At 72.2% G+C, this 24,422-nt stretch carries 19 protein-coding genes; 14 read left to right on the forward strand and 5 right to left on the reverse strand.

What is annotated here, in order from left to right; translation table 11 throughout:
• Positions 1 to 36: 36 nt before the first annotated feature.
• Positions 37 to 1,698, forward strand: a complete 1,662-nt coding sequence (locus tag E6R60_RS08325) for an MFS transporter (protein WP_136325786.1) — start codon at positions 37 to 39, stop codon at positions 1,696 to 1,698.
• Positions 1,699 to 1,703: 5 nt separating this feature from the next.
• Here the strand turns inward: E6R60_RS08325 and E6R60_RS08330 are convergent, their stop codons facing one another.
• Together E6R60_RS08330 and E6R60_RS08335 are read right to left on the reverse strand one after the other, a co-directional pair.
• Entirely contained in the window at positions 1,704 to 3,851 is a 2,148-nt protein-coding gene (locus E6R60_RS08330) for an MMPL family transporter (protein ID WP_136325787.1), read from the reverse strand.
• A 283-nt stretch (positions 3,852 to 4,134) separates the two neighbouring features.
• Complete coding sequence (locus E6R60_RS08335; RefSeq protein ID WP_136325788.1) at positions 4,135 to 6,426, reverse strand: glycoside hydrolase family 3 N-terminal domain-containing protein; 2,292 nt, start codon at positions 6,424 to 6,426, stop codon at positions 4,135 to 4,137.
• 183 nt (positions 6,427 to 6,609) lie between these two features.
• Between E6R60_RS08335 and E6R60_RS08340 the strand changes: the two genes are divergently transcribed.
• From E6R60_RS08340 to E6R60_RS08350, 3 genes are all read left to right on the forward strand, one after another.
• Positions 6,610 to 7,209, forward strand: a complete 600-nt coding sequence (locus tag E6R60_RS08340) for a TetR/AcrR family transcriptional regulator (protein ID WP_136325789.1) — start codon at positions 6,610 to 6,612, stop codon at positions 7,207 to 7,209.
• A 287-nt stretch (positions 7,210 to 7,496) separates the two neighbouring features.
• Positions 7,497 to 10,493 carry a carbohydrate binding domain-containing protein gene (locus E6R60_RS08345; protein WP_136325790.1) on the forward strand — a complete coding sequence of 999 codons (2,997 nt, stop codon included), beginning with the start codon at positions 7,497 to 7,499 and terminating at the stop codon, positions 10,491 to 10,493.
• Between the two features lie 190 nt (positions 10,494 to 10,683).
• On the forward strand, positions 10,684 to 11,148 hold the full coding sequence (locus E6R60_RS08350) for a DoxX family membrane protein (RefSeq protein WP_136326020.1): 465 nt from the start codon (positions 10,684 to 10,686) through the stop codon (positions 11,146 to 11,148).
• Between the two features lie 20 nt (positions 11,149 to 11,168).
• On the opposite strand, the gene E6R60_RS08355 is transcribed toward E6R60_RS08350, so the two are convergent.
• Positions 11,169 to 13,226, reverse strand: coding sequence for a SpoIIE family protein phosphatase (locus E6R60_RS08355; protein WP_136326021.1), 2,058 nt, complete (start codon positions 13,224 to 13,226; stop codon positions 11,169 to 11,171).
• A gap of 212 nt (positions 13,227 to 13,438) precedes the next feature.
• Here E6R60_RS08355 and E6R60_RS08360 point away from each other — a divergent pair, with 212 nt between their 5' ends.
• The 3 genes from E6R60_RS08360 (at position 13,439) to E6R60_RS08370 (ending at position 14,665) form a co-directional block, all read left to right on the forward strand.
• Positions 13,439 to 13,693, forward strand: coding sequence for a WhiB family transcriptional regulator (locus E6R60_RS08360; protein WP_136325791.1), 255 nt, complete (start codon positions 13,439 to 13,441; stop codon positions 13,691 to 13,693).
• Positions 13,694 to 13,767: 74 nt separating this feature from the next.
• Positions 13,768 to 14,085, forward strand: a complete 318-nt coding sequence (locus E6R60_RS08365) for a DUF1232 domain-containing protein (protein ID WP_136325792.1) — start codon at positions 13,768 to 13,770, stop codon at positions 14,083 to 14,085.
• Positions 14,086 to 14,149: 64 nt separating this feature from the next.
• Entirely contained in the window at positions 14,150 to 14,665 is a 516-nt protein-coding gene (locus tag E6R60_RS08370) for a DUF664 domain-containing protein (RefSeq protein ID WP_136325793.1), read from the forward strand.
• Between the two features lie 105 nt (positions 14,666 to 14,770).
• On the opposite strand, the gene E6R60_RS08375 is transcribed toward E6R60_RS08370, so the two are convergent.
• Complete coding sequence (locus E6R60_RS08375; RefSeq protein WP_136325794.1) at positions 14,771 to 15,589, reverse strand: AraC family transcriptional regulator; 819 nt, start codon at positions 15,587 to 15,589, stop codon at positions 14,771 to 14,773.
• A 99-nt stretch (positions 15,590 to 15,688) separates the two neighbouring features.
• On the opposite strand from E6R60_RS08375, the gene E6R60_RS08380 reads away from it, so the two are divergent.
• Complete coding sequence (locus E6R60_RS08380) at positions 15,689 to 16,120, forward strand: DUF2000 domain-containing protein (protein WP_136325795.1); 432 nt, start codon at positions 15,689 to 15,691, stop codon at positions 16,118 to 16,120.
• A gap of 104 nt (positions 16,121 to 16,224) precedes the next feature.
• Here E6R60_RS08380 and E6R60_RS08385 read toward each other — a convergent pair whose 3' ends face one another.
• On the reverse strand, positions 16,225 to 17,523 hold the full coding sequence (locus E6R60_RS08385) for a phosphoribosyltransferase (protein WP_136325796.1): 1,299 nt from the start codon (positions 17,521 to 17,523) through the stop codon (positions 16,225 to 16,227).
• A 360-nt stretch (positions 17,524 to 17,883) separates the two neighbouring features.
• Here E6R60_RS08385 and E6R60_RS08390 point away from each other — a divergent pair, with 360 nt between their 5' ends.
• The 6 genes from E6R60_RS08390 to E6R60_RS08415 are packed head-to-tail and all read left to right on the forward strand — an operon-like array spanning position 17,884 to position 24,378.
• Positions 17,884 to 19,140, forward strand: a complete 1,257-nt coding sequence (locus tag E6R60_RS08390) for an ATP-grasp domain-containing protein (RefSeq protein ID WP_136325797.1) — start codon at positions 17,884 to 17,886, stop codon at positions 19,138 to 19,140.
• On the forward strand, positions 19,137 to 19,997 hold the full coding sequence (locus E6R60_RS08395) for a hypothetical protein (protein WP_136325798.1): 861 nt from the start codon (positions 19,137 to 19,139) through the stop codon (positions 19,995 to 19,997). Before E6R60_RS08390 ends, E6R60_RS08395 begins: the two co-directional genes overlap by 4 nt.
• Positions 19,994 to 21,190, forward strand: a complete 1,197-nt coding sequence (locus E6R60_RS08400) for a cysteine synthase family protein (RefSeq protein ID WP_136325799.1) — start codon at positions 19,994 to 19,996, stop codon at positions 21,188 to 21,190. Before E6R60_RS08395 ends, E6R60_RS08400 begins: the two co-directional genes overlap by 4 nt.
• A complete protein-coding gene (locus E6R60_RS08405) occupies positions 21,187 to 22,323 on the forward strand; it encodes a dipeptide epimerase (RefSeq protein WP_136325800.1) in 1,137 nt (378 codons plus the stop codon). The genes E6R60_RS08400 and E6R60_RS08405 overlap by 4 nt, the downstream gene beginning before the upstream one ends.
• Positions 22,320 to 23,579: an MFS transporter gene (locus tag E6R60_RS08410; RefSeq protein ID WP_136325801.1), complete on the forward strand. Its 1,260-nt coding sequence runs from the start codon at positions 22,320 to 22,322 to the stop codon at positions 23,577 to 23,579. Before E6R60_RS08405 ends, E6R60_RS08410 begins: the two co-directional genes overlap by 4 nt.
• Before the next feature lie 10 nt (positions 23,580 to 23,589).
• On the forward strand, positions 23,590 to 24,378 hold the full coding sequence (locus E6R60_RS08415) for a class I SAM-dependent methyltransferase (RefSeq protein WP_136325802.1): 789 nt from the start codon (positions 23,590 to 23,592) through the stop codon (positions 24,376 to 24,378).
• The last annotated feature ends 44 nt before the right edge of the window (positions 24,379 to 24,422 follow it).

A 24,422-nucleotide genomic window follows, 5' to 3' on the forward strand; every position in this document is an offset into this window, starting at 1 on the left:
CGAACGGCCCGGGCGCGAGCGAGTACGAGTAAACCCATGACGAGTTCCCACGCGACACCTCACCAGGCTGCCGAATTCCCGAAGACGGGACGAGGCAGCGGGATCGCCCTACTCGTCATCTGCTCGTGCCAGTTGATGGTGGTCCTCGACATCACCATCGTGAACATCGCCCTCCCGCACATCCAGTCCTCGCTGGGCTTCTCCACCGAGAACCTGTCGTGGGTGATCAACGCCTACACCCTGACCTTCGGCGGACTGCTCCTGCTGGGCGGACGGCTGGGAGACATCCTCGGCCGGCGCCGCGTCTTCATGTTCGGCGTCGGCCTCTTCGTCTTCGCCTCCCTGCTAGGCGGGCTTTCCCAGGAGTCCTGGCAACTGCTCGCCGCCCGTTCCCTCCAAGGGGTCGGCGGTGCGATCGCCTCGCCGACCGCCCTGTCGCTCATCACCACGACGTTCCGCGAAGGACCCGCACGCAACAGGGCGTTCGGGGTGTTCGCGGCCGTGTCGGCGGGCGGCAGCGCCATCGGTCTGCTGGCGGGCGGCGTGCTGGTGGAGTGGCTCGACTGGCGGTGGATCTTCTTCGTCAACATCCCCATCGGTCTGCTGATCGTACTGGCCACGCCCCGCTACATCCGGGAGTCCGAACGCCATCCCGGCCACTTCGACCTCATCGGCGCGCTCACGGCGACGGCCGGCATGGTGTGCCTCGTCTACGGCTTCATCCGCGCGTCCGAAGAGGGCTGGAGCGACGTCCTCACCCTGGCCGCCTTCGCCGCGGCCGTGGTGCTGCTCGCCCTCTTCGTCGCGGTCGAGAGCCGGTCCCGGCAGCCGATCACCCCTCTGTGGATGTTCCGCGACCGCAACCGGGCCGGCACGTACGGAATGATGCTGAGCCTGGCCGCGGCGATGTTCGGGATGTTCTTCTTCCTGACGCTGTTCGTCCAGAACATCCTGAACTTCAGCCCGTTGAAGGCCGGCCTCGCCTTCCTTCCGGTCAGCGCCATCATCGCGATCGGCGCCGGCATCGCCTCCCAGCTGCTGCCCAAATGGGGCCCGAAGCCGTTCATGGTGACGGGCGCCGTCCTGGCCGCCGTGGGCCTGGGCTGGCTGACGCAGACCGATGTCCACAGTTCGTACCTGGGCAGTCTGCTCGGCCCGATCCTGGTGTTCGGCCTGGGCATGGGACTGCAGTTCGTCTCGCTGACGCTGATGGCCGTGTCCGGGGTGCAGCCGAAGGAGGCCGGTGCGGCATCCGGCATCCTCAACACGACGCAGCAGGTGGGCGGATCGCTCGGCCTGTCCATCCTCGTCACCGTCTTCGGTACGGCGAGCCGCAACGAGGCGACCGACCAGGTCCCGAAGTTCCTCGCGGATGCCACACCGGCCCAGCTGGCGGAGTTCCGCAGAACCGGAGAACTCCCGGGGCAGTGGGGCGACCAGGTCCTGGCGTCCGGAGTCTCCCAGGCCTTCATCGCCGCCGCGGCCTTCGCGGTCGTCGCCGCCCTGATCGCCCTGATCGTCATCCAGGTGCGCCCCTCGGACCTGGAGCGACTGCGCGGTGACGGTGCGATGCCCGGGGCGGGGACGCCGGACGGGGAGCCGGCGGCGGAGACGGCCGGGGCCGCCGCGTCGCAGCCGGATCCGGCCGAGCGGCCGCCGGGCAGTGACGCCCGCGAAGGCCGCCGTCCGGAGCGGTGACCCCGCTACGTTCGCGGCGCCGCCCCGGCGTCCTTCACGGCCCCACCCTCTTCGCGGGCCGGCCGGCTCGGCCACCACACCCGCGGTCCGATGTCGAGGAACAGCGAGGTGACCAGTACCGAACGCACGACGAAGGTGTCCAGCAGGACGCCCAGGGCCACCGCGAACCCGATCTCCGCGAAGACCACGACCGGCAGGGTGCCGAGTGCCGCGAACGTGCCGGCGAGCACCAGGCCGGCCGACGTGATCACCGCGCCGGTGGCCGCGAGACCGGCGACCACACCGGCCCGGGTGCCCTGGAGCGCCGCCTCCTCGCGGATCCTCGTCGAGAGGAAGATGTTGTAGTCGATGCCGAGGGCCACCAGGAACACGAAGACGAAGAGCGGGAAGTCCGTCGACTCGCCCGCGTAGTCGAAGACGTGACGGAACGCCAGCGCGCTGATGCCGAGTGCGGCGGCGAAGGACAGCACCACCGTCGCCACCAGCACCACGGGTGCCACCACCGCTCGCAGCAGCAGTCCCAGGATGATCAGCACCACCAGGAGCACCAGCGGGATGATCAGCAGGTTGTCGTGCCTCGTCGCGGCGTCCATGTCGAGCAGGGCCGCGGTGCTGCCGCCCACCTGGGCATCCGCTCCCGGCACCGCGTGCACCGCGTCGCGGACCCGCTCCACCGTCTCCTGGGCCTCGTCGCTGTCCCCCGGATCGGTCATCGTCGCCTCGAGGATGACCTGCCCGTTCGCCTCCGGCCGGGCCCCGGGCGGCGTACCGACCGAACCGGGCACCACCCCCCGGGTCGTGGCCACCGCGGCCCGTACCGCCGGGCCGCGGTCCGCCGCCGCGACGATCACCAGGGGATCGCCGCTGCCCCCGGGGAAATACCGGTCCTGGACCTCCTGGCCGGTGATCGAATCCGGCTTGCCGGTGAACGAGTCGGCGTTGCTGAGGCCGGAGGCCTCCAGTTGCGTCAGCCCCAGGGAGAGGCCGGCCAGCACCACCGCGGTGACGATCCAGATCGTGCGCGGCCTGCGGGCCTGCCGCTGCCCCATCCGTGCCCAGAATCCACGCTCGGTCGGCTCGGCGGAGCCGAAGTGCGGGACCACGGGCCAGAAGACCCACCGGCCGAAGATCACCAGCAGGGCGGGCAGCAGGGTGAGCATGGAGATCAGGGCGACGGCCACCCCGATCGCGGCGACGGGCCCGAGCCCCCGGGTCGAGTTCATCTCCGCGACCAGCAGCACCAGCATGCCGAGCACCACCGTGCCGCTGCTCGCCAGCACCGCGGGGCCGGCACGGTGGAGTGCCCGGGCCATCGCCTCGTGCCGGTCCTCGTGCCGGCGGAGCTCTTCCCGGTAGCGGGCCACGAGCAGCAGGGCGTAGTCCGTCCCCGCGCCGAACACCAGCACCGTGAGGATGCCCGCGCTCTGGCCGTTCACGGTCAGGCCCGCGTGCGCGGCGAGCAGATAGATCACCGCCTGGGCGCTGAAGAGCGCCGCCACGACCGCGATCACGGGCAGCAACAGCAGGGTGGGGCTGCGGTAGGTGATCAGCAACATCACGACCACCACCGCGAGTGCCGCGAGCAGCAGGGTGGAATCGATGCCGGAGAAGGCCTCGGCGGAGTCGGCCGTGACACCGCCGGGGCCGGTGACGTGCACGGCGAGGCCGCCGCCGCTCTTGCCCACGACCTCCCTGATGTCGTCCACCGCGGGGCCGATCTGTTCCCAGCCCTCTTCCCCCATCGTGATGGGCACGAAGACCTGCGCGGCCCGGGGCGCGGCCTTCCTGTCGTAGACGGGACCCCGGGTCTCGGCGCCCCGCACGCCGTGCGCGTCGAGCGCGCGCAACTGTCCGGCGTCCCCGACGATCCGGGAGCGGTCCGCCGCGGTCAGCCCGTCGTCACGGGCGTACACCACGATGGCGGTGATGATCTCGGGTCTGAAGTCCTTCGAGCTCTCCAGGACCTGGGTGGACTCCGCGCTGCTCGGCAGCCAGGACGTGGCGTCGTTGTCCTGGGCATCGGTGAGCTTCTGGGCGAGGGGTGCCGCGACGACGAACACGATCAGCCACAACGCCACGATCAGCCATTTGGTGCGTCGTCCGCATACGTAGGCGGCCACGCCCGGCGGTCGACGCTGCTGTACGTCCGGCATGCCACTCCCCGTACTCCGTCATGAGCGGGGACGTCGTCATCGAGGGGGAGGGCGGCCGCCGGGGCGGCCCGTCCAGCGCCGATACCGCAACGTCACCCGTTCCCAGGTTCCGTGCCGGTGACAGTAGGCGGCATGCCGCTGAGCGGCCCCGCGACATGCCGCCGGGCCGCTGCCCGGCCCCCGTTCGGCCACGTCGGTTCGGACGAAGGGGCAGGGACCGGGGGCGTTGCCGCCGCGCCGGCCTGGCGCCCCAGGGAGCCCGGACCCGTGGGTACGGCAGCCCTTACTCCTTGACCGTGAACCCCGCCCGCAGGAGGACGTCGTCGCAGGAGGACGGCCCGACGAGCAGCTCGAAGGAACCCGGCTCGACGATCCGCCTGCCCTCGGCGTCCACGAGGCTGCAGTCGGCGACCGGCAGCTCGATGGAGACCTCACGCGACTCACCCGGGGCCAGCAGCACCTGGCGGTAGGCCTTGAGTTCCTTCTCCGCCCAGGTCACGGAGGTCACCGTGTCACTGACGTACACCTGGACCGTCTCCCGCACGGGACGCTCACCGGTGTTGCGGACGGTGATCCGCGCCCGCAGCGTGTCACTCGCCCCGAGGACGTCGGTGAGCACCTCCAGGCCGGTGTAGGCGACCGTCGTGTAGCTGAGGCCCTGGCCGAAGACGAAGGCCGGACGCTGCGTCAGGTCGGCGTAGCGCGTGCCGTGCTGGCCGCGCACCTGGTTGTAGTACGTCGGCTGCTGACCCGCGTGACGGGCGAAGGAGACGGGCAGCCGCCCGGACGGCTCGATGAGACCGAGCGCGAGTTCGGCGACGGCCCGGCCACCGCACATGCCGGGGTTGAAGGCGTGCACGAGCGCTGCCGCCCGGTGGGCGGACGGCGGCAGCACGAGCGGCTTGGAGCTGATGACGACCACGACGAGCGGCTTGCCCGTCGACGCGAGGGCGTCGAGCAGTGCGACCTGGCCGCCGACCAGCTCCAGGGTCGCCGTCGAGCGGCCCTCGCCGACCAGTTCGATCCGGTCACCCACGACGGCGACGACGTAGTCGGCCGCCTCCGCCGCGGCGACCGCCTCGGCGATCATGTCCGGGGAGGGCTCCGCCGGGACGACGATCTCCGGCCGGGGCTGCCCGTCGGGGAAGAAGGCGCCCTCGGGGTCCGGGCCCACGGTCAGGATGTCGGCGCCCCGGGCGTGCGTGACGGTCCAGCCCTCCGGCACGTGCTCACGGAAGCCGTCCAGCACCGTACGGATCATGGCGCGGGGGTGCCCGTCCGGCAGCCAGTCCGCCTGACCGGACGAGCCCGCCCAGTCGCCGAGCTGCGTCTGCGCGTCGTCGGCGTTCGGGCCGATCACGGCGACCGTGCGCGGCGGGGTTCCGGAGGCCGCGACCGCGCGGCCGCCGGAACCGGCTTCGAACCCGCCGGCCAGCGGCAGCGTGCCGTCGTTCGCCAGCAGCACCAGCGAGCGGCGGGCCGCTTCGAGGTTCAGGGCGGTGTGGTCGGCGCCGCCGATGACAGCGGCCTGGCGCTCGCGGTCGGGATGGCGCGGATTCTCGAACAGACCCAGTTCGAACTTGAGCGTGAGGATGCGCCGGACCGCCGAGTCGATCTCCGCCTCGTCCAGGGCGCCCGAGGCGACCGCCTCCTGCGCACCGTCGAAGAACGCCGGCGTCGTCATCACCATGTCGTTGCCCGCCCGGACCGCGGCGGCGGCCGCCTGCGTGTCGTCGGCGTACACGTGCTGCTCCCACACCATGCGGCCGACGTTGTCCCAGTCGGTCACCAGTGTGCCGGTGTAGCCCCACTCGCCCCGCAGCACCTCGTTCAGCAGCCAGTTGTTGACCGTGATCGGTACCCCGTCCATGGACTGGTAGCCGAGCATGAACGTCCGGCAGCCCTCGCGGGCGACGCGCTCGAACGGCGGCAGGAACCACGAGCGCAGCTTGCGCCGGGAGATGTCGGCCTCGCTGGCGTCCCGGCCGCCCTGGGTCTCGGAGTACCCGGCGAAGTGCTTGGCGCACGCGAGGATCGCCGTCGGATCGTCCAGCCCGTCGCCCTGGTAGCCGCGCACCATCGCCGAGGCGAGCTCGCCGATGAGGAAGGGGTCCTCCCCGAACGTCTCGCTGACGCGGCCCCAGCGCAGGTCCCGGGTGATGCACAGGACCGGGGAGAACGTCCAGTGCACCCCGGTCGCGGAAACCTCGACGGCCGTCGCCCGGGCGATCCGCTCCACGAGATCCGGGTCCCAGGTCGCCGCCATCCCCAGCTGGGTGGGGTAGATCGTGGCGCCCTCCCAGAACGAGTGGCCGTGGATGCAGTCCTCCGCCACGAGCAGAGGGATCCCGAGCCGGGTCCGCGCGGTGAGCGCGGCGGCCTCCAGAACACGGTCGGGGGAGGCGTGGAGGATCGATCCCGCGTGCAGGTCCTCGATGAGGTGCCGGACCCCGTCCTTCGCGTTCAGCTGGAGCATCTGGCCGACCTTCTCCGGCAGCGTCATCCGGCCGACCAGGTCGGCGACGCGCTCGGGGACGGACAGTTCGGGGTCGAGGTAGGGCAGGCAGGAGCCCACGGGAGTTCCTTTCACAACGTCAGTGACGTTCTCATCGGGCGGACGCCAGGATGCTGGGACGGCGGGGCACGGCCCGGCTCGGCCGCTGGACATCACCGTACGCTCAATCCCGACCGCGTGGTAAGTATGTGAGTGTGCGACCGTACGCGGGATGCCGTCCGACATGACCGGGGAGTGTGGCGAGTGACGGGTGACCTGCGCCGTGGCTATGCGAAGGGCCGCGCCAGGCGCGTGGAGATCCTCGACCAGGCCATGGCCCTGTTCGGCGAGGCCGGCTACCGGGGCGCCTCGTTGCGGGAGATCGCGACCCGTTGCGGCATCTCGCACCCGGGGCTGCTGCACCACTTCCCCACGAAGGGCTCCCTGTTGCTCGCGGTCCTCGAACACCGCGACGAGGTGGACGGCGCGTGGCTCTCCGTCGGTGATCCCACGGGCGTGGACCGGCTGCGCCGGCTGATCGGGCTGGCCGCGTTGAACGCCGAACGGCGGGGGATAGTCGAGCTGTTCTCCGTACTCGCCGCCGAGGCGACCTCCGCCGACCACCCGGCGCACGCCTACTTCGTCCGGAGGTACCGCGACTCGGTCATGACCACCGCCGTCTCCTACGCCGAGGCCCGGGACGCGGGTGCCCTGCGGGACGGGATCGCCCCCGACGCGGCGGCACAGCAGCTGATCGCGCTCATGGACGGACTCCAGACGCAGTGGCTCCTCAGCGGCTGCGCGACGGACATGGCGGGGGTGCTGCGCGCCCACGTGCAGGCCCAGTTGACCGTACGGCTCTGAGGTGTGGCGGGACCGGCCGGGACGCCCGCCCGCAGGAGCGGAACATGCCGGTCCGTTCGAGAAAGGCGTACCGGTCGGTGCCGGGGCTCTTTACGTCATTGTCATGCCCGGGTAACTTCCTGAGCGCAAGACATTGCAGCAACATTCCGGCTGTGTTTACAGACGGAACGCACCCCCATCGTCAGGACCTTGAGGCGCGTCAGGGTTTCCGGCGGGATGGCGCAGGTCCCCGACTCCTGCGCCCTGGACGCCACGGCTTCGCCGTCGCCCTTCCCTGGAGACCACCCATGAATCGCACCCCTCACAGGCTGCTGAGACGCCCTCTGGCGGCCGCCACCGCCGCGGCCGCGGTCCTCGGCCTGTTCACCGCGCTGCCGGGGACCCCCGTCCTCGATGCGAAACCCGTCGCCGTCTCCGAGACCTCCACGACCGTCTTCTACTACACGAAGACGAAGAACTGGACCGCCCACTACCTGCATTACGCGCCGGACGGCGGTTCCTGGACCTCCGTACCCGGTGTGGCGATGGAGAAGGCCTGCACCGACTGGGTCAAGAAGACCGTGCCGCTCGGGACCGCGCAGGGGATGCAGGCGACCTTCAACAACGGCTCGGGGCTCTGGGACAACAACGCCGGCAGCAACTACGACCTGGGCAGCGGGAACATCACCGTCAAGGACGGGATCGTGGCCCACAGCGACCCGTGCGCGGGGACCGGACCCGACCCGGATCCCAGTCCCACCGGCGGGTCGAACACCGCCTCCGTGTACTACTCGACGGCCGGCGTCGGCTGGACCACCACCAACCTGCACTACCAGCCCGCGGGCGGTTCCTGGACCCCGGTGCCCGGAGTCGGCATGGAGCCCGCCTGTACCGGCTGGGTGAAGAAGACGGTCGCCCTCGGCGTCGCCACCTCGATGCAGGCCGTGTTCAACAACGGCAACGGCGTGTGGGACAACAACAACGGCGGCAACTACACGATCCCCGCCGGCGTCAGCACCGTGAAGGACCGCACGGTCGTCAAGGACGCCAAGGACCCATGCGTCGCCGAGCCGCCCGACACCACGGCGCCGACCGCACCCACCGCCGTGACGGCCAAGGCCGACGGAGTGGCGGTCGTCCTCACCTGGGAGCCCTCCTCCGACGACAGGGGGGTGACCAGGTACCAGGTCACCCGGACCGGAGGCTCCAGGGGCGGTGTCGTCACCGACGTGAGCTCGACGGTGCTCTCCGAGTCGAACCTGGAGGAGAACACCGCTTACACGTACACCGTCAGGGCCCTCGACGCCGCAGGCAACACCTCCGCGCCCTCCACCGCCGCGAAGGCGACCACGGGGGTCAGACCGCCGACGGCCGCCCAGGGCAAGCCCCTGGGCACCGACCCGCGCAAGGACCCGATCTACTTCGTCCTCACCGCCCGCTTCAACGACGGGGACGCGAGCAACAACCGGGGCGGCAGCCAGGACGTGAAGTCGGGCAACGCCGCCAACAACGACCCCATGTTCCGGGGCGACTTCAAGGGACTCGTCAACAAGCTCGACTACATCAAGGGGCTCGGTTTCTCGGCCGTCTGGATCACGCCGGTCGTCCTGAACCGGTCCGACTACGACTACCACGGTTATCACGGCTACGATTTCTACAAGGTCGACCCCCGCCTGGAGTCCGCCGGAGCCTCGTACCAGGACCTGATCAACGCGGCCCACGCCAAGGGCATCAAGATCTACCAGGACGTCGTCTACAACCACTCCTCGCGCTGGGGCGCCAAGGGCCTGTTCACCCCGACCGTCTACGGCGTCCGGGACAGCCAGTGGAGCTGGTACTACGACGAGAAGAACGAAGGCCTCGAGTACGACGGGCTCACCGTCGACCCCAAGAGCGGCAAGTCCTATTACAACGGCGACCTCTGGTCCACCGCCGAGCCCGCGGGCAACACCTGTCTCAACTGGGGCAAGCCCACCGGAGCCACCTCGCCGGAGGGCTACAAGATCTACAACTGCCAGTGGCCCAACCCGACCTCGGGGATGTTCCCGAAGGCGTACTACCACAACTGCTGGCTGGGGAACTGGGAGGGCGAGGACTCCCGCTCGTGCTGGCTGCACGACGACCTGGCCGACTTCAACACCGAGTCCGCGCCGGTCCAGAACTACCTGATCGGCGCGTACGACAAGTACATCGACATGGGCGTGGACGGATTCCGCGTCGACACCGCCGTCCACGTCCCCCGCACCACCTGGAACCGCCGTTTCCTGCCCGCGATCCAGGAACGGGTCACCCAGCGGTTCGGCGCCGAGGCGGCGAAGAACTTCCTGGTCTTCGGCGAGGTGGGCGCGTTCGTCAACGACAAGTGGAACCGCGGATCGGTCAACCACTCCGCACAGTTCTTCACGTGGAAGGAACGCAAGGAGTACGACCCCGACGACGCCAAGGCCGCGCTGGAGATGTACGACTACGAGGAACGGCTCGGCACCGGGGCGCAGCCGACGTCGGACAACGCGTTCCTGAACGGCAACACGTACCACGCACCCGATCACAGCCGGTTCTCCGGCATGAACATCATCGACATGCGCATGCACATGAACTTCGGTGATGCGCCGAACGCCTACAACAACGGCAAGGACTCGGACGACTCGACGAACGACGCCACGTACAACGTCGTCTACGTCGACAGCCACGACTACGGCCCCAACAAGAGCAGCGAGCGCTACACGGGCGGCACCGACGCCTGGGCCGAGAACATGTCCCTGATGTGGACCTTCCGAGGCATCCCCACCCTCTACTACGGCTCGGAGATCCAGTTCCAGGCCGGCAAGAAGATCGACTGCGGCCCGACCTGCCCGCTGGCCACGACCGGACGGGCCTACTACGGCGACCACCTCGCGGGGAACGTGACGTCCTCCGAGTTCTCCAAGGTGGATTCCGCGACCGGTGCGGTCGCCGACACGCTGGCCGGACCGCTGGTCAAGCACGTCCAGCGGCTCAACGAGATCCGCCGGGCCGTGGCCGCCCTGCAGATGGGCCAGTACTCCACCGAGGGCATCACCGGCCAGATGGCCTACAAGCGCCGCTACACCAGCGGTACGACGGACAGCTTCGCCCTCGTCACCGTCACGGGCGCAGCCTCGTACACCGGCATCCCCAACGGCACGTACAAGGACGCCGTCACCGGCGACACGCAGGTCGTCACCGACGGAAAGCTCGCGGTCGCCGCCCCGGGCAAGGGCAACCTGCGCGTCTACGTGCTGAACGGCTCGGGGAGGATCGGGGCGCCGGGCCCGTACCTGAAGTAGGCGGGCCGCAGCGCGGTCCATCCCCTCGGCAAACGCCCCGGCGGCCCGGAACTCCCGGCCCGCCGGGGCGCTTCCACGCGTTGCGGAACGGCTGTGAGCCCCAGCCGGGCTGCCCGCTCTCTGCGCGCGTGCGGGCAGCCCGCTGGCTATGCTCGACGAGGGGCCTACGACCTGAACCATGGAGGCGCCCATGCTGCCGCTGCCCGAACCGCGCGACTTCCCGCCGCGCATCGCCACCGGCGCGTTCATCCTCAACTCCGGCCTGAGCAAGCTCAAGGCGGACGAAGCGACCCAGCAGGGCCTGCACGGCATGGCCTGCACGGCCTATCCGTTCCTCGAGAAGCTCGAGCCCGCCCGTTTCACCCGGCTGCTGGCCTGGTCCGAGATCGCGGTCGGCAGCAGCCTGCTGATCCCCTTCGTCCCGACCAGGCTCGCCGGGCTCGCGCTCACCGGGTTCTCCGGAGGGCTGATCGGCCTGTATCTGCGGGTGCCCGGGATGCGCGAAGACGGCAGTCTGCGTCCCAGCCAGAACGGCGTCCCGCTGGCCAAGGACACCTGGATGTTCGGCATCGGGCTGGGCTTCCTGGCCGCGGGCACCCGCCGGTCCGTCACGTCGTCGTGCCGCTGCCACCGGCACCGCAGGTGCGGGCACTGACCACCGGGACCGCCCCGGCGTCATGCGGTCACCCGCGCCACGAGCAGGGCCACGTCGTCGTGGTCCTGGAGGTCCCGCAGTTCGCGCAGCAGCCGGTCGCACGACTCCTCCAGCGACGCGTCCGGCTCGCGCAACAGCGAGAGCAGGGCCTCCAGCCGGCTGTCGATGTCGTCGTCCCGCGTCTCCACCAGGCCGTCCGTGTACAGCACGAGCCGGTCGCCGGGGCCGAAGGGAACGGTGACGTCGCTGAACGACACGCCGCCCACCCCGAGCGGCGCTCCGGGCGGCAGATCCAGCAGGCGGGGCGCACCGTCCCGCGGGATCAGCACCGGGGGGAGATGGCCGGCGGTGCTCAGCCGGCACTGCCCGGCTGCCGGGTCGTACACGGCGTACACGCAGGTGGCGAAGGGCGGGTCCAGGTCGGCGGTGATCTCGTCGAGGTGCCCCAGCACCTCGGCGGGCTGAAGGCCCAGCCTCGACAGGGTCTGGGTGGCCGTCCGCAGCCGCCCCATCGTCATGGCCGCGTTGATGCCGCTGCCCATCACATCCCCCACCACCAGCGCGGTCCGCCCGTGCCGCAGCCGGATGACGTCGAACCAGTCCCCGCCGACCTCGTAACGGGAAGCGGCCGGCTGGTAGCGGGACGCCACCTCCAGCCCCACCGGATCGTGGTGGTTGCGCGGCAGCATGCTGCGCTGGAGGGTGAGCGCGGTCTCCCTCTGCTGCCGGTACAGCCGGGCGTTGTCGATACTGACCGCCGCGCGGGCGGCCAGCTCGCACGCCATCACCTCGTCGTCCTCGGTGAACGGCAGCGGGTTGTCCGTCCGGATGAGGTCGATCGCCCCCAGGACCTCGCCGCGCGCGATCAGCGGCACGGCCAGATAGGAGTGCGCACCCGCCTCCGCGAGCAGCGCGGCCGAACGGCTGTCCCGGGCTATGCGGGAGAGTATCTCCGCGTCGAGGTACGGCTCCCGCACCGGCTGGGCGGTCCGCACACAGCGGGTGATCAGCCGGTCGGCACCGTACTGGGCGGCGTGACCCGGCGGATCCGCCGCCTCGACCACGGGGTTCGGCCGGGCGGCGACGACGGCCAGGGCCTGGATGAGGAGCGGCCCCTCGGTCCGGCCGGGGCGCCCCTTCAGAACGCTGTCCAGGACATCGACCGCGGCGACGTCGGCGAGCTCGGGCACGGTGACCTCGGCCAGCTCTCTGGCCGTCTGCTCCAGGTCCAGCGTGGTGCCGATCCGCACCGAGGCGTCGGCGATCAGCGCCAGGCGGTGCCTGGCACGCTCCGCCTCGGCGGCCGCCCGGTAGCGGTCGGTGACCTCGATCAGCAGCACGGCGATCCCCAGCACCCTGCCGCCGGAGTCGTCCAGCCGGTACAGGGACACCCTCCAGGCGCGGTCGGTGTCCGGATCGGCCGGGGTGCGGCCCAGCACCTCGTGCGAGACCTGCGGCACACCGCTGCTGAGGACCTCGTACATCGCCGCCTGGAGGGGAGCGGAATCCAGGAACGGCAGGATCTCTTCGACCCGGCGGCCCAGGTGGCCGTCCGCGTCGATCCCGTCCATCCGCTCCAGCGCGGGATTCGCGGCCAGGTAGCGCAGATCGCCGTCCAGGACCGCCAGGCCGATCGGCGACTGGTCGACCAGCCGCACGGACAGCGCGAGATCCCGCTCGACCTCACGCAGCGTCGCCCCGTCCGTGGCCAGACCCAGTGCGTAGTAGTCGCCGCGGTCGTCCTGGAGCCTCATGTTGCGGAACTCCAGCAGCCGTGAGGTGCCGTCCTTGTGCCGCACCGGAAAGGCGCCCGCCCAGGCCTCGCCGCTGCCCATCACCTCGGCGAACAGCCTCAGCACCAGCTCGAAGTGTTCCTCGTCCACGAGCACCCGGGCGGCGAAGCGGCCCAGCGCCTCCTCGGGGGCGTAACCCAGCAACTGCTCCGCCTGGGGACTCCACAGCACGATGCGGCCCTGGGTGTCGAGCACCATGGCACCCACCCCCAGGACGTCGAGCAGACCCCCCTCGGGGGAACGGCGCACGCCCTCGCGGCGGGCATCGCCCGAGCCGGTCCGCATGTCACCAGTGCCGCCCACAGATGATCCTTCCCATGCAGTCACCGCGCCCGGACGCAGGTCCGCTGTCTCCCATGGTCGCCCCGGAGTCACCACCCCCGCAGCTCCACCGGATGCGGCTCGTGCGCCGCAGGGGGTTTCGGAAGCCCGAAGGCGGTCACCCGCAGCGTACGGAGCCGAACGGACGAATACGACCGTCAGGAGAGTGAGACACCATGGAGAACTGGCGCATGCGGGCGGCCTGCCGCGACGAGGACCCCGATCTGTTCTTCCCCATCGGCAGCACCGGCCCCGCGCTGGTGCAGACGGAGGACGCCAAGGCGGTCTGCCGGGCGTGCCCGGTGCGGCGGGAGTGCCTCCAGTGGGCCCTGGAGAACAATCAGGACGCGGGCGTCTGGGGCGGTCTGGCGGAGGACGAGCGGCGAAAGCTGAAGCGCCGCTCGCGCAGGAGCGCCCAGCAGCCCGGCTAGCGACGAGGGCATCATCACAGCGGCGGACTCCGCTTCCGAGCGGTATTTCTCCTGCCGTCGGGTACACGTGAGACATGGACACCACGGCTTGGATCGTCATCGGCGCGGCTCTCGTGCTGCTCACCGTGGGCGTCGCCGGAGTCCTCCTGGTGCGGGTTCTGCGGGCCAGGAAACTCCTGGCGGCCGCGGGAATCCCGCTGCGCGACAAGGCGCTGTTCTGGGCCGCCGTGATCTACACGATCTCGCCCGTCGACCTGCTGCCGGACCCCGTCTACCTCGACGACATCGGCTTCCTGCTGCTGGCCCTGCGCTCCCTGCACGGTGCCGCACGGGCGGCCGGAGTGGGCAGGGGTGCCCAGCAGCCGGGGGAGGCCGGCGGTCTCGTGCCGTGACGGCCGCTCCGGGCGGGGCGTGTCGATGGCGGGAGGCGGGCGGGGAAGCGGCCAAGGTGAGGGAATGAACGTCGCAGAGATCCTGACCGAGGGATACGCCCGTATCAAGGAGACGGTGCACGCGGCCGTCGAGGGCCTCGAACCGGACGACCTCAACGCCCGCCTCGACGACGGGGCGAATTCGATCGCCTGGCTGGTCTGGCACCTGACCCGCGTCCAGGACGACCACATCGCCGACGCGTCGGGGACCGAGCAGGTCTGGTTCACCGAGGACTGGGCGTCGCGTTTCGATCTGCCCGTCGCCAAGGGCGCCACCGGGTACGGCCACAGCAGCAGGCAGGCCGGGGCCGTCCAGGTCGGCTCGGCGGAGCTGCTGCTCGGCTACTACGACGCCGTGCACGCCCGGTCGGCGGCGTTCGTGCAGGGGCTCGACGCCAAGGCCCTCGACCGCGTCGTCGACGAGGCATGGTCGCCGCCCGTGACCCTGGGCGTGCGGCTGATCAGCGTCCTGTCGGACGACCTCCAGCACGCCGGACAGGCGGCTTTCGTCCGGGGCTGTCTGGAGCGCCGCCGGTCCTGACGGGCCGTCCCGCCGCCCGCCCTCCCGCAGAGCTTCCCGCCCGCGGCCCTCTCCTCGGGCCCCGGACCGGTCGGTGTGCTCTCGTACGTCCACGCGGGAGGCAGGTCAGGCAGCCGACGGCGCGGACGCGCCACGGGCGCGGGCATAGTGGCCCGGGCCGGTGCCCACGACACGCTTGAAGTGGCGCGTCAGATGGGACTGGTCGTAGAAGCCGACGGCGCTCGCCACCTCGGACGCCGGCATCCCCCCGAGCAGCAGCCGGCGGGCGAGATCGACACGGCGGCCCGTCACGTACTGGTGCGGTGCGATGCCGAACTCCCGGCTGAACGCCCGCACCAGATGTGCGTGGTGGGCGTGCAGTCGCAGTGCCGCGTCCTGGAGGGTGACCCCCTCCACGAACAGCTCGTCGAGCAGGTCCCGCAGCCGGTGCGCGATCCGGCGGTCGTGGACGTACCGCACGGGCTCCGGGCGGCTGCGCAGATGCCGGTCGAGGCGTTCGGCGACCAGGGCGAGACGGCTGGCCGCCTCCAGTTCGTCGCCCGGAGCGGCGAGCGCCGTGTGCAGGCGGTGGATCCGGCGGCGCAGGGCCGGATCGCGCAGGACCGGCCGGTCGACGGCCATGCCGACGAGTTCCTCGTCGACCTGGGCGACATCGAGGTACAGGACGCGCTTGCGGAACCCCGCGGCGGTGGCGGCGCCGCCGTTGTGCGGGACGTGCGGCGGCAGCAGGGTCACCACGTCGGTGACCACTCCGTGCTCGTGACGGTCCAGGTCGTAGCGGACCATTCCCTCGTCCACGAGGAGCAGCGTCCAGGCGTCGTGCGTGTGCATCGGGTAGGTGTGGTCGGTGAAGCGGGCGTGGAAGACCTCTTCGATACCCGCCACCGACGGACGCCACGCGGTGACGTCCGGACGTGCAGCCATGCGGGGATCGTACGCCCGGCCCGTCCGCACGGGTCCCGGAGGCCGAGAGGCAAAGTTCGTACAAGACGGGGCGGCGCATGCCCCGGCAGGCTCGGTTCCATGACAGACGAACCCGCCCCCGCCCGCTTCGACACCAAGATCGCCGTGCTGCTCCGGGACGACCTGGAGACCTGGCAGCGGCTCAATGTGACGGCCTTCCTGGTCAGCGGACTCGGCACGGCCGTGCCGGAGCTGATCGGCGAGCCCTACGCCGACGCCGACGACACCCCGTATCTGCCGATGTTCCGCCAGCCGGTGATGGTCTTCGAAGGCCCGAAGGAACTGATGACCACGGCGCACACCCGGGCGGTCGGCCGGGGCGTGACCCTGTCGGTGTTCACCTCCGACCTCTTCGCGACGGGCAACGACCGGGACAACCGGGCCGCCGTCCGCGCGGTGCGGCGGGACGCGATGGACCTGGTCGGAATGGCCGTGCACGGGCCCCGCAACGCCGTGGACAAGATCCTCAAGGGCGCCTCCATGCACCGTTGAGCCTCCACCGCCCGGCGCCGGCGGGCTGCTCCCGGCCGGCGGGCGGTGCCCCGGCCGGCCCGCGCGGGCTCACGGGGGCGCCCGCGGCGCAGTACGGCGGAGAGTCAGACGGACCGTGCGCCCAGATGGCGGAGGAACCACTCCTGGGCCAGCCCGGCGACCTCGTCCAGCGCACCCGGCTCCTCGAAGAGGTGCGTGGCGCCGGCTACGACGTCGAGCCGGTTCTCGCACCGCAGGTGGGCCTGTGCCTGCCGGTTCAGCTCCAGGACCTGGGTGTCGTCGCCGCCCACGATCAGCAGCGTCGGTGCCCGTACGTCACCGAGGCAGTCGCCCGCGAGGTCCGGACGGCCGCCCCGCGAGACGACCGCGCCGATTCCCGAGCCGCGCTCCGTGCCGACGGCCGCGGCCGCCCGAAGCGCCGCCGCGGCTCCGGTGCTTGCGCCGAACACGCCCACGGGGACGGGGGTGCGGCGCTGCACCCAGGCGGCGGCATCCACCAGCCGGCCCGCCAGGGTCTCGATGTCGAAGACGTTGGCGCGGTCGGCCTCCTCGGCGGGGGTGAGCAGGTCGAAGAGAAGGGTGCCGAGTCCCGCCCGGTTGAGGGCGGTCGCCACCGAACGGTTGCGGGGGCTGTGCCGGCTGCTGCCGGACCCGTGCGCGAACACGACGAGCGCACCGCCGTCCCCGGCCTCGGTGAGCTCGCCCGGCAAGGTCACGCCGCCCGCCTCCACCCTCACCTCGACGGCGGCAGCGGGGGCGGTCCGGGACGCTGCCGTGGCCCGGACCAGCAAGGCGACGACCTCCTCGTCCGGGGTCTGGCCGAAGTCCCGGTACCACTCGCCCACCGCGGAGAATCCGTACGGCGTCGACAGGCACACCAGTTCGTCGACCTGTCCGCCCAGCCGTGCGGCCGCGTCCGGCGGTCCCACCGGGACGGCGAGGACCACCCGGGCCGCGCCCTGGGCCCGGGCCACCTCGCAGGCCGCCAAGGCGGTCGCACCGGTCGCGATCCCGTCGTCGACGACGATCACCGTGCGTCCCGCCAGCGGGATACGGGGCCGGCCGCCCCGGAACGCCTGTGCCCGCCGCCGCAGTTCGGCCTCCTCGGCGCGCTCGACCGAGGCGATGTCCGTGGCGGACACCCCGCCGCGGCGTACGACGTCGTCGTTGATGACCCGTACGCCGCCCTCGCCCAGGGCGCCGAAGGCCAGCTCGGGGTGGTAGGGGACGCCGAGCTTGCGCACCACGATCACATCGAGCGCGGCGCCGAGTTCCCGGGCGACGTGGAACGCCACGGGCACGCCGCCACGCGGCAGACCCAGCACGACGGGGTCGTCCTTCGCCATCGGACGGAGGGCCTCGGCCAAGCGTTGCCCCGCGTCGGCGCGGTCGGTGAACAGCACGGGACTCACCCCCGGGTGAGTGAAGCGGTCGGCCGCCCGGACCCCTCCTTCGAATCAACACCGCCCCCTGCCGGGCCGCAACCGCGGGGACCGCTCCGCCGCCGTGAACCGCACCGGTGCAGCGCGGCAGGGTGCGGCTTCCGGGCCAACACGGCAGGCGCGTCCGGGTGTCGGGTGGCGCCTGCGATCAGGAACTTTCCTCAACAAATGCTCTCAGGTCCGGGCAGAGTCCTGAAGATTTCGGCTCGCTAGATGACAATGAAAATGATTGTCGATAGCGTGTGGCGAGTCAGGCGTGAGCCCCCGGACGGGTGCCGCCGCCTGCCCGGGTCCTGAACTGCTTGGCGAAGAGGGGTAGTCGTGGCACATCTGCTGATGGTCGAAAGCTGGGTCGGATCGATGAGCAGACTTCTGCCACGGGCGATCCGGGAGGGCGGCCACGAGTTCACCTTCCTCACCCGCGACCTGCACCACTACCTGCGCGCCGCACCCGAGGGCGTCGCCCACCCGCTGCTCTCGGCCCGCCACATCCTCACGGCGGACACCAACGACACGGAACGGCTGCTGCCGTTCGCGGAGCGGGCCCACGCGTCCCTGCGGTTCGACGGCGTGATCACGTCCTGCGACTACTACCTCCCGGTGGCCGCCGCTCTCGCCGCCGGGCTGAACCTGCCGGGGCCCACGCCCACCGCCGTGGAGAACGCCTGTCGCAAGGACGCGACGCGGCGGGTCCTCGCCGAAGCGGGCGTCCCCGGACCGCGGTTCGCCGTCTGCGGTGACCACGCGGAGGCCGTGCGGGCCGCCGGGGAGATCGGTTTTCCCCTCGTCCTCAAGCCCGTGGACCTGTGTGCCGGCATGTTCGTGCGACGCGTCGACGACGAGGCGGGCCTCGCCGAGGCCCACCGCGCGCTCATGGACTTCTCCGTCAACGCGCGCGGCCAGAGCCGCGCGCCGGTCGTGCTGCTCGAAGAGTTCCTCCACGGACCCGAAGTCAGCGTGGAGACCGTCACGTTCGCCGGGCGCACGGAGGTGGTCGGGGTGACGGACAAGAGCACCGGAGCGGCCCCGGCCTTCGTGGAGACCGGCCACATGTTCCCGGCGGCCCTCACCGAGGAGGACGACCGCGCGGCGCGGGAGACCGCCGTGCCGGCCGTCGAGGCGCTCGGCCTGGACGCCGTCGTGGCGCACACCGAGATCAAGCTGACGCCGGACGGTCCGCGCGTGGTGGAGGTCAACCCGCGCCCGGCCGGCAACCGCATCACCGAACTGGTCCGCCATGTGACCGGCATCGACCTCGCTGCCGCCTGCGTGAACGTGGCGCTCGGGCGCGAGCCCGACCTGCGGCCACGCCCCACCGGACTGCACAGCGCGGCCATCGGGTTCCTGCTGCCCGGCGCCGTGGGAGTGCTGGAAGGCGTCGACGGCCTCGACGAGGTGGGCGCGGCGCCGGACGTCCTGGAACTCAGCGTCGCGACACCCGGCACCCGGGCCGCCGAGGCGGACAGCAACAACGCCTACCTGGGCCACGTCATGGCCGGCGACGCCGAGGGGCCGGGCGCCCGGGCCGGCGTCGAGGCGCACCTCGCCCGGTTGCGCCCCCGGGTGGTGAACCGATGACCGCGCCCGCCGGCACCCTGCCCGCCGCGGCCTCGTACGAGGACCTCGTCACCGGCGTCCTGGCCGGCCGCTTCGGGCCCGATCCCTGCACACGCCGCATCGCCATGGCGTTCACCACCCGCCAGTCCGTACGGCACCCGGGGCGGGGGACCGGATATCGCAACGAGGTGCTGAGCCTGCGCCTCGGCGCGGCCGTCGGCTCCTGCGCCGTCGAGCCGGGGGAACTGCCCGCCGAGGCCGTCGACGACTGCGTGGGCGCGGACGTCGCCACGCTGCTCGCCCACCGGCTGCGCCCGGTGCGCGTCGCCGCGCTCGACACGTATCTGATGGACGTGCTGCCCCACGGTCCCGCTGCCGGCGCCCGGCCCCGGCTGCTGCCGGCCGGGAGCTCGCTCGAGAAGTCCCGGGCGCGGGCGCGTGCGGTCGTCGGCCTGCTCGACCTCCCGCCGGGCCGCACCGTGCTCGTCGTCGGCGTCGTCAATTCGCTGCTGGAGGCCCTGCGCGAGCGCGGGCTCGCCTACGTACCGTGCGACCTCAAGGGCGGCACGACGGAGTGGGGCGAGCCGGTCCGGACCGACGTGCCCACCGGACCGGAGCACTGGGACGCGGTCCTGGTGTCCGGGATGACCCTCGGCAACGGGACCTTCGAACCGCTGAGGGAGCGCGCTCTGCGCAACGGCACACCCCTGGTGGCGTTCGCCCAGACCGGCAGCGCGGTGCTGCCCCGCCTCATCGGCGCCGGAGTCACGGCCGTGTCCGCGGAGCCGTACCCGTTCTTCTGGCTCGACGGCGGCTCCGGAACCGTGCACCACTACGGCGGCCCCGGAACCGTCCACTCCCACGGAGGCGCCCGGTGACCACCGCACTTCTGCGCCCCGCCGGCAACCGGGAGCTCCTCGGGCTCGTCGGCCGTACGCCGCTCGCCCGCATCACCGCCGGCCTGCCGTGCCCGCACCCCGGATTCTGGGCCAAACTCGAAGGCTTCGCCGTGGGCGGCATGAAGGCGCGCGCCGCCGTGTCCATGCTGACGGGCGCCGAGCAGCGCGGCGAACTGCGCCCGGGCGCACCGGTGGTGGAGTCCACCTCCGGCACCCTCGGCATCGGTCTGGCCTTCGCGGGCCAGGCGCTCGGCCATCCGGTCGTGCTGGTCGGCGACACCGAACTCGAACCGTCCATGCGCGCTCTCCTGAACGCCCACGGCGCCCGGCTCGAACTCGTTGGCCGCCCGGCCCCCGAGGGCGGCTGGCAGGCCGCCCGGCTGGCCAGGCTCCGGGAACTCCTCACCGAACTGCCGGACGCCTACTGGCCCGACCAGTACAACAACCCCGACAACACAGCCGGTTACGCCTCGCTCGCCGCAGAGATCGCCGAACGCCTCGACCACGTGGACATCCTGGTGTGCAGCGTCGGAACGGGCGGGCACAGCGCCGGAGTCGTCGGTCCGCTGCGGAGGTGCTGGCCCGGACTGCGACTGATCGGCGTCGACGCCACCGGCTCGACGATCTTCGGGCAGCCGGCCCGCCCCCGCCTGATGCGGGGGCTGGGCAGCAGCATCCATCCGGGGAACGTGGCCCACGACCAGTTCGACGAGATCCACTGGGTCGGACCGGCGGAGGCCGCGGACAGCTGCCGGAGGCTGGCCAGGGACAACTTCGTCAGCGGCGGCTGGAGCACCGGCGCCGTCGCACTCGTCGCGGCCTGGGCGGCCCGTGTCCACCCGGGCGCGGTCGTCGCGACCGTCTTCCCCGACGGGCCGCACCGCTATCTCGGCAGCGTCTTCGACGACGGATTCCACGCTCTGCACGGGCTGGGCCCGGAGGCCGCGGCCACCCGTCCGGTGGAGATCCGCCACCCGCACGCCGCGGAGGCGACCGGCTGGACCCGCTGCCGCGCGGTCGCCGGGCGGCGCGAGGAGCGCCGGCCCGCGCGGCTGCCGGTCTCCCGCCCGCCGGCCGGCCCGGCCGCGCCCGGTGCCCCCTCCGGGGACGCGCCGCCGTACGCCCGCCCGCCCACCGTCCGGCTGCCGTACGAACCGGGGGAGGGCCGATGAACCTGCGCCGCCGTACCGTGCGGCTGCGACTGGCCGAGCCGCTGCGGATCTCCCGTTCCACCACGACGGCGCGCGACGCCGTCCGGCTGTCCATCGAGCACCGGGGACTGCACGGCCACGGCGAGACCGTGACCAGCGTGTACTACGGCCTCGACACCGCGACCCTCATGCACTGGCTGGACCGGTCCGCCCGTACGCTCGCGCGCTTCGCCGACCCGGAGTCGGCCCTGGCCGCCGTGTCCCGTCAGGCGGCCGGAGACCCCGGCGGTCCGGTCGCGCCCGGGACACCCCCGGCCGTCATGGCCGCCGTCGAATCGGCGCTGCTCGACCTCGTCGGCAAGCGCGCGGGCGCCCCGGTGCACCGCCTTCTCGGCACCGCCGCCGCGCCCGTCGCCGCGACCGCCAGGACCATCGGGATCACCTCGCCCGGCCACGCCGCGACCCTCGCCGCCCGGCTGGCGGGGGAAGGGTTCACGGTCCTCAAGATCAAGGCCGGCTCGCCCGACCCGGAGGACGACGTGGCACGCGTCCGTGCCGTGCGCGCCACGGCCCCGCACGTGCGCCTGCTCCTCGACCCCAACGGCGGCTGGAGCAGCACGGCGGCGCCCTCCCTGCTCGGGCGCTTCGCCGAACTCGGCGTCGAGGCCGTCGAACAGCCCGTCGCCCCGGGGGACCCCGAGGCACTGGCCCGGCTCGCCGCCCGCTCGCCCCTGCCCGTGATCGCGGACGAGGACGCGGTCGGCATCGAGGACGCCCGCCGGCTCGCCGGCCGTGTCCACGGCATCAACGTCAAACTCGCCAAGTGCGGAGGCGTGGCCGCCGCCCTGCGCATCGCCCGCCTGATCGACGGCAGCGGCACCAGCCTCATGCTCGGCTGCCTCACCGCCAGTTCGCTCGGCATCGCCCCGGCCGTGCACCTCGCCGACCGCGCCCGGTGGACCGACCTGGACGGCCACCTGCTGCTCGCCCACGACCCGTGGACGGGAATCGGCGGTGCCGACGGGACGGTGCGGGCGAGCAGCCACCCCGGACTGGGAGTGCGCCCGCGCACCCCGTTCGACGGGCCCCGGCCGCCCGTCCCGGCCGACGGCCCGCTTCGGGGACGTACCCACGAAGGGCGGGGGCCGTCGTGAGCACCTGGCGCGAGATAGCCGCCCTGCCCCCGGCCGTGCGCCTCCTGCTGGTCAACCAACTCGGGGTCAACACCGGCTTCTACCTGCTCATCCCCTATCTGGCCGTGCACCTCAGCGACGACCTCGGGATGTCGGCCGCGGCCGTCGGAACCGTCCTCGGGGTGCGCAACCTCAGCCAGCAGGGCCTGTTCGTCCTGGGGGGATCGGCCTCGGACCGGCTGGGGGCCCGTCCTGTGATCATCACCGGATGCGCCCTGCGGACGGCCGGGTTCGCCCTCTTCGCCCTCGGCGACGGGACCGTGGTCCTGCTCGCCGCCTCCGTGCTCAGCGGGCTGGCGGGCGCCCTGTTCAACCCGGCCGTCCGCGCCCACCTCGCCCAGGAGGCGGGGGAGCGCAAGACCGAGGCGTTCGCGCTCTTCAACGTCTTCGCGACGACCGGAGCGCTCATCGGCCCCCTCCTCGGCAGCGCCCTGCTTCTGGTCGACTTCCGGGCCGCCGCGCTCACCGCGGCCGGGATCTTCGCCGTGCTGACCGTCGCGCAGGCCCTGGTGCTGCCGCCCGGCCGGGTCGCACCCACCACGAACGGGGTGCTCGCCGACTGGCGCGAAGTGGTCGGGAACCGGCCCTTCATGGCCTTCGCCTGCGCGATGGTCTCCATGATCGGGCTGGAGAGCCAGCTCTATCTGCTGCTCCCCGACGGCGCGCGCCGGGCCACCGGCTGGGACGGAGCGGCGGGCACGGTGTTCCTCGTCGGGACGCTCGCCGGGCTGGCGCTCCAGCTGCGGATCACCCGCTTCCTGAAGCCGCGAGGCGGCCGGGGGAAGTGGATCGGAGCGGGCCTCGCCCTGATGGCCGCGGCCTTCGTGCCGCCCATGCTGGTGACATCCGGCCCGCCGCCGGACGCCGGCCTGGGCCAGGCGGCGCTGCGCGCGGTGCCGGTCCTCATGGGCGCTCTGCTGCTCCAGACCGGTCTGATGATCGCCCAGCCGTTCGTGATGGAGCTGATCCCCGACTTCGGCAGGCCCGGCCTCACCGGCACCTACTTCGGTGTCTTCTACGTCCTGTCCGGGATCGCCGCCGCTCTCGGGAACACCGCCGTCGGCTGGGCCATGGACACCGGCCGGCGCATCGGCGCCGGCTGGCTGCCCTGGGCCTGCTGCCTGGGTCTCGGCCTCGTCTCGGCCGCGGCGATCACCCGGCTCCACCGCCGCGCGGCGCTGCCCGGCCGGCCGGCCCCCGTGTCCGCTCATGCCTGAGGAGAGCCCCGTGGACGACGCCAACCTGCTCACCGACAACGCGGCGCTGTACGAGGCCCGCTTCCCCGACCCCGTGAACCTCGCCGGACGCTGGACCGAGGACTCGCTCAGGCGGTACGGGGCAGGGCCCCGCGTGCTGGACATCGGCTGCGGCACCGGCCGCGACGCCGCGTACCTCCATGCGACGGGGCGCACCGTGACCGGTGCCGACCTCTCCCTCGCGATGCTCGCCCACGCCCGGCGGGAGCACCCCGGCCCGGAGTACCTCCGCGCCGATCTGCGGGAGTTCGACCTGGGGGCGCCTCGATTCGACGCCGTCGTGTGCCTCGACAGCGCCCTGCTGTACTGCCGGACCGACGCGGAACTCGACAGCTTCCTCGCCTCCTGCCGGCGCTGTCTGGCATCCGGAGGCCTGCTCGTCGCGGAGATGCGCAACGGCGCGTACTTCCTCCGCCGCGCCCCGCTTCCCACGCCCCCCTCCGTCCACACCTTCACCCATCGCGGCATCGCCCACCGCTCCGTCACCCGGCTGCGGGTGGACCCGGCCGCCCGCCTGCTGCACCGCAGCCGCACCTGGACCACCGACGACGGAACACCCCCGGTCGAACAGCGCTCGGCGTGGCGCCTGTTGCGCCCCGAAGAACTCCGCCACGCCCTCACCGCCCACGGCTTCGAGGTCCTCGCGCTCCACGACGGGCCCGGGCCACGCACGGAACCGCCCTGGCGCGAGGGCGATCTGCCCTCCGGAGCTACGGACGCCGACCGGCTCCATGTGATCGCCCGGCTCATCAAGGGCTGACCGGCCCTCAGCCCCGCACGCTCCCACCGGATCAAGGACACCTG

It is taken from the genome of Streptomyces sp. A0642, assembly GCF_004795105.1.
In the GTDB taxonomy this organism is placed as follows: domain Bacteria; phylum Actinomycetota; class Actinomycetes; order Streptomycetales; family Streptomycetaceae; genus Streptomyces.

What these genes read in the sequence shown, in the direction of transcription:
- E6R60_RS08375 (WP_136325794.1), bottom strand. Translation starts at nt 15,589, where the DNA reads ATGGCTGCACGTCCGGACGTCACCGCGTGGCGTCCGTCGGTGGCGGGT.
- E6R60_RS08370 (WP_136325793.1), top strand. Translation starts at nt 14,150, where the DNA reads ATGAACGTCGCAGAGATCCTGACCGAGGGATACGCCCGTATCAAGGAG.
- E6R60_RS08350 (WP_136326020.1), top strand. Translation starts at nt 10,684, where the DNA reads ATGCTGCCGCTGCCCGAACCGCGCGACTTCCCGCCGCGCATCGCCACC.
- E6R60_RS08345 (WP_136325790.1), top strand. Translation starts at nt 7,497, where the DNA reads ATGAATCGCACCCCTCACAGGCTGCTGAGACGCCCTCTGGCGGCCGCC.
- E6R60_RS08325 (WP_136325786.1), top strand. Translation starts at nt 37, where the DNA reads ATGACGAGTTCCCACGCGACACCTCACCAGGCTGCCGAATTCCCGAAG.
- E6R60_RS08365 (WP_136325792.1), top strand. Translation starts at nt 13,768, where the DNA reads ATGGACACCACGGCTTGGATCGTCATCGGCGCGGCTCTCGTGCTGCTC.
- E6R60_RS08380 (WP_136325795.1), top strand. Translation starts at nt 15,689, where the DNA reads ATGACAGACGAACCCGCCCCCGCCCGCTTCGACACCAAGATCGCCGTG.
- E6R60_RS08360 (WP_136325791.1), top strand. Translation starts at nt 13,439, where the DNA reads ATGGAGAACTGGCGCATGCGGGCGGCCTGCCGCGACGAGGACCCCGAT.
- E6R60_RS08355 (WP_136326021.1), bottom strand. Translation starts at nt 13,226, where the DNA reads ATGCGGACCGGCTCGGGCGATGCCCGCCGCGAGGGCGTGCGCCGTTCC.
- E6R60_RS08330 (WP_136325787.1), bottom strand. Translation starts at nt 3,851, where the DNA reads ATGCCGGACGTACAGCAGCGTCGACCGCCGGGCGTGGCCGCCTACGTA.
- E6R60_RS08405 (WP_136325800.1), top strand. Translation starts at nt 21,187, where the DNA reads ATGAACCTGCGCCGCCGTACCGTGCGGCTGCGACTGGCCGAGCCGCTG.
- E6R60_RS08395 (WP_136325798.1), top strand. Translation starts at nt 19,137, where the DNA reads ATGACCGCGCCCGCCGGCACCCTGCCCGCCGCGGCCTCGTACGAGGAC.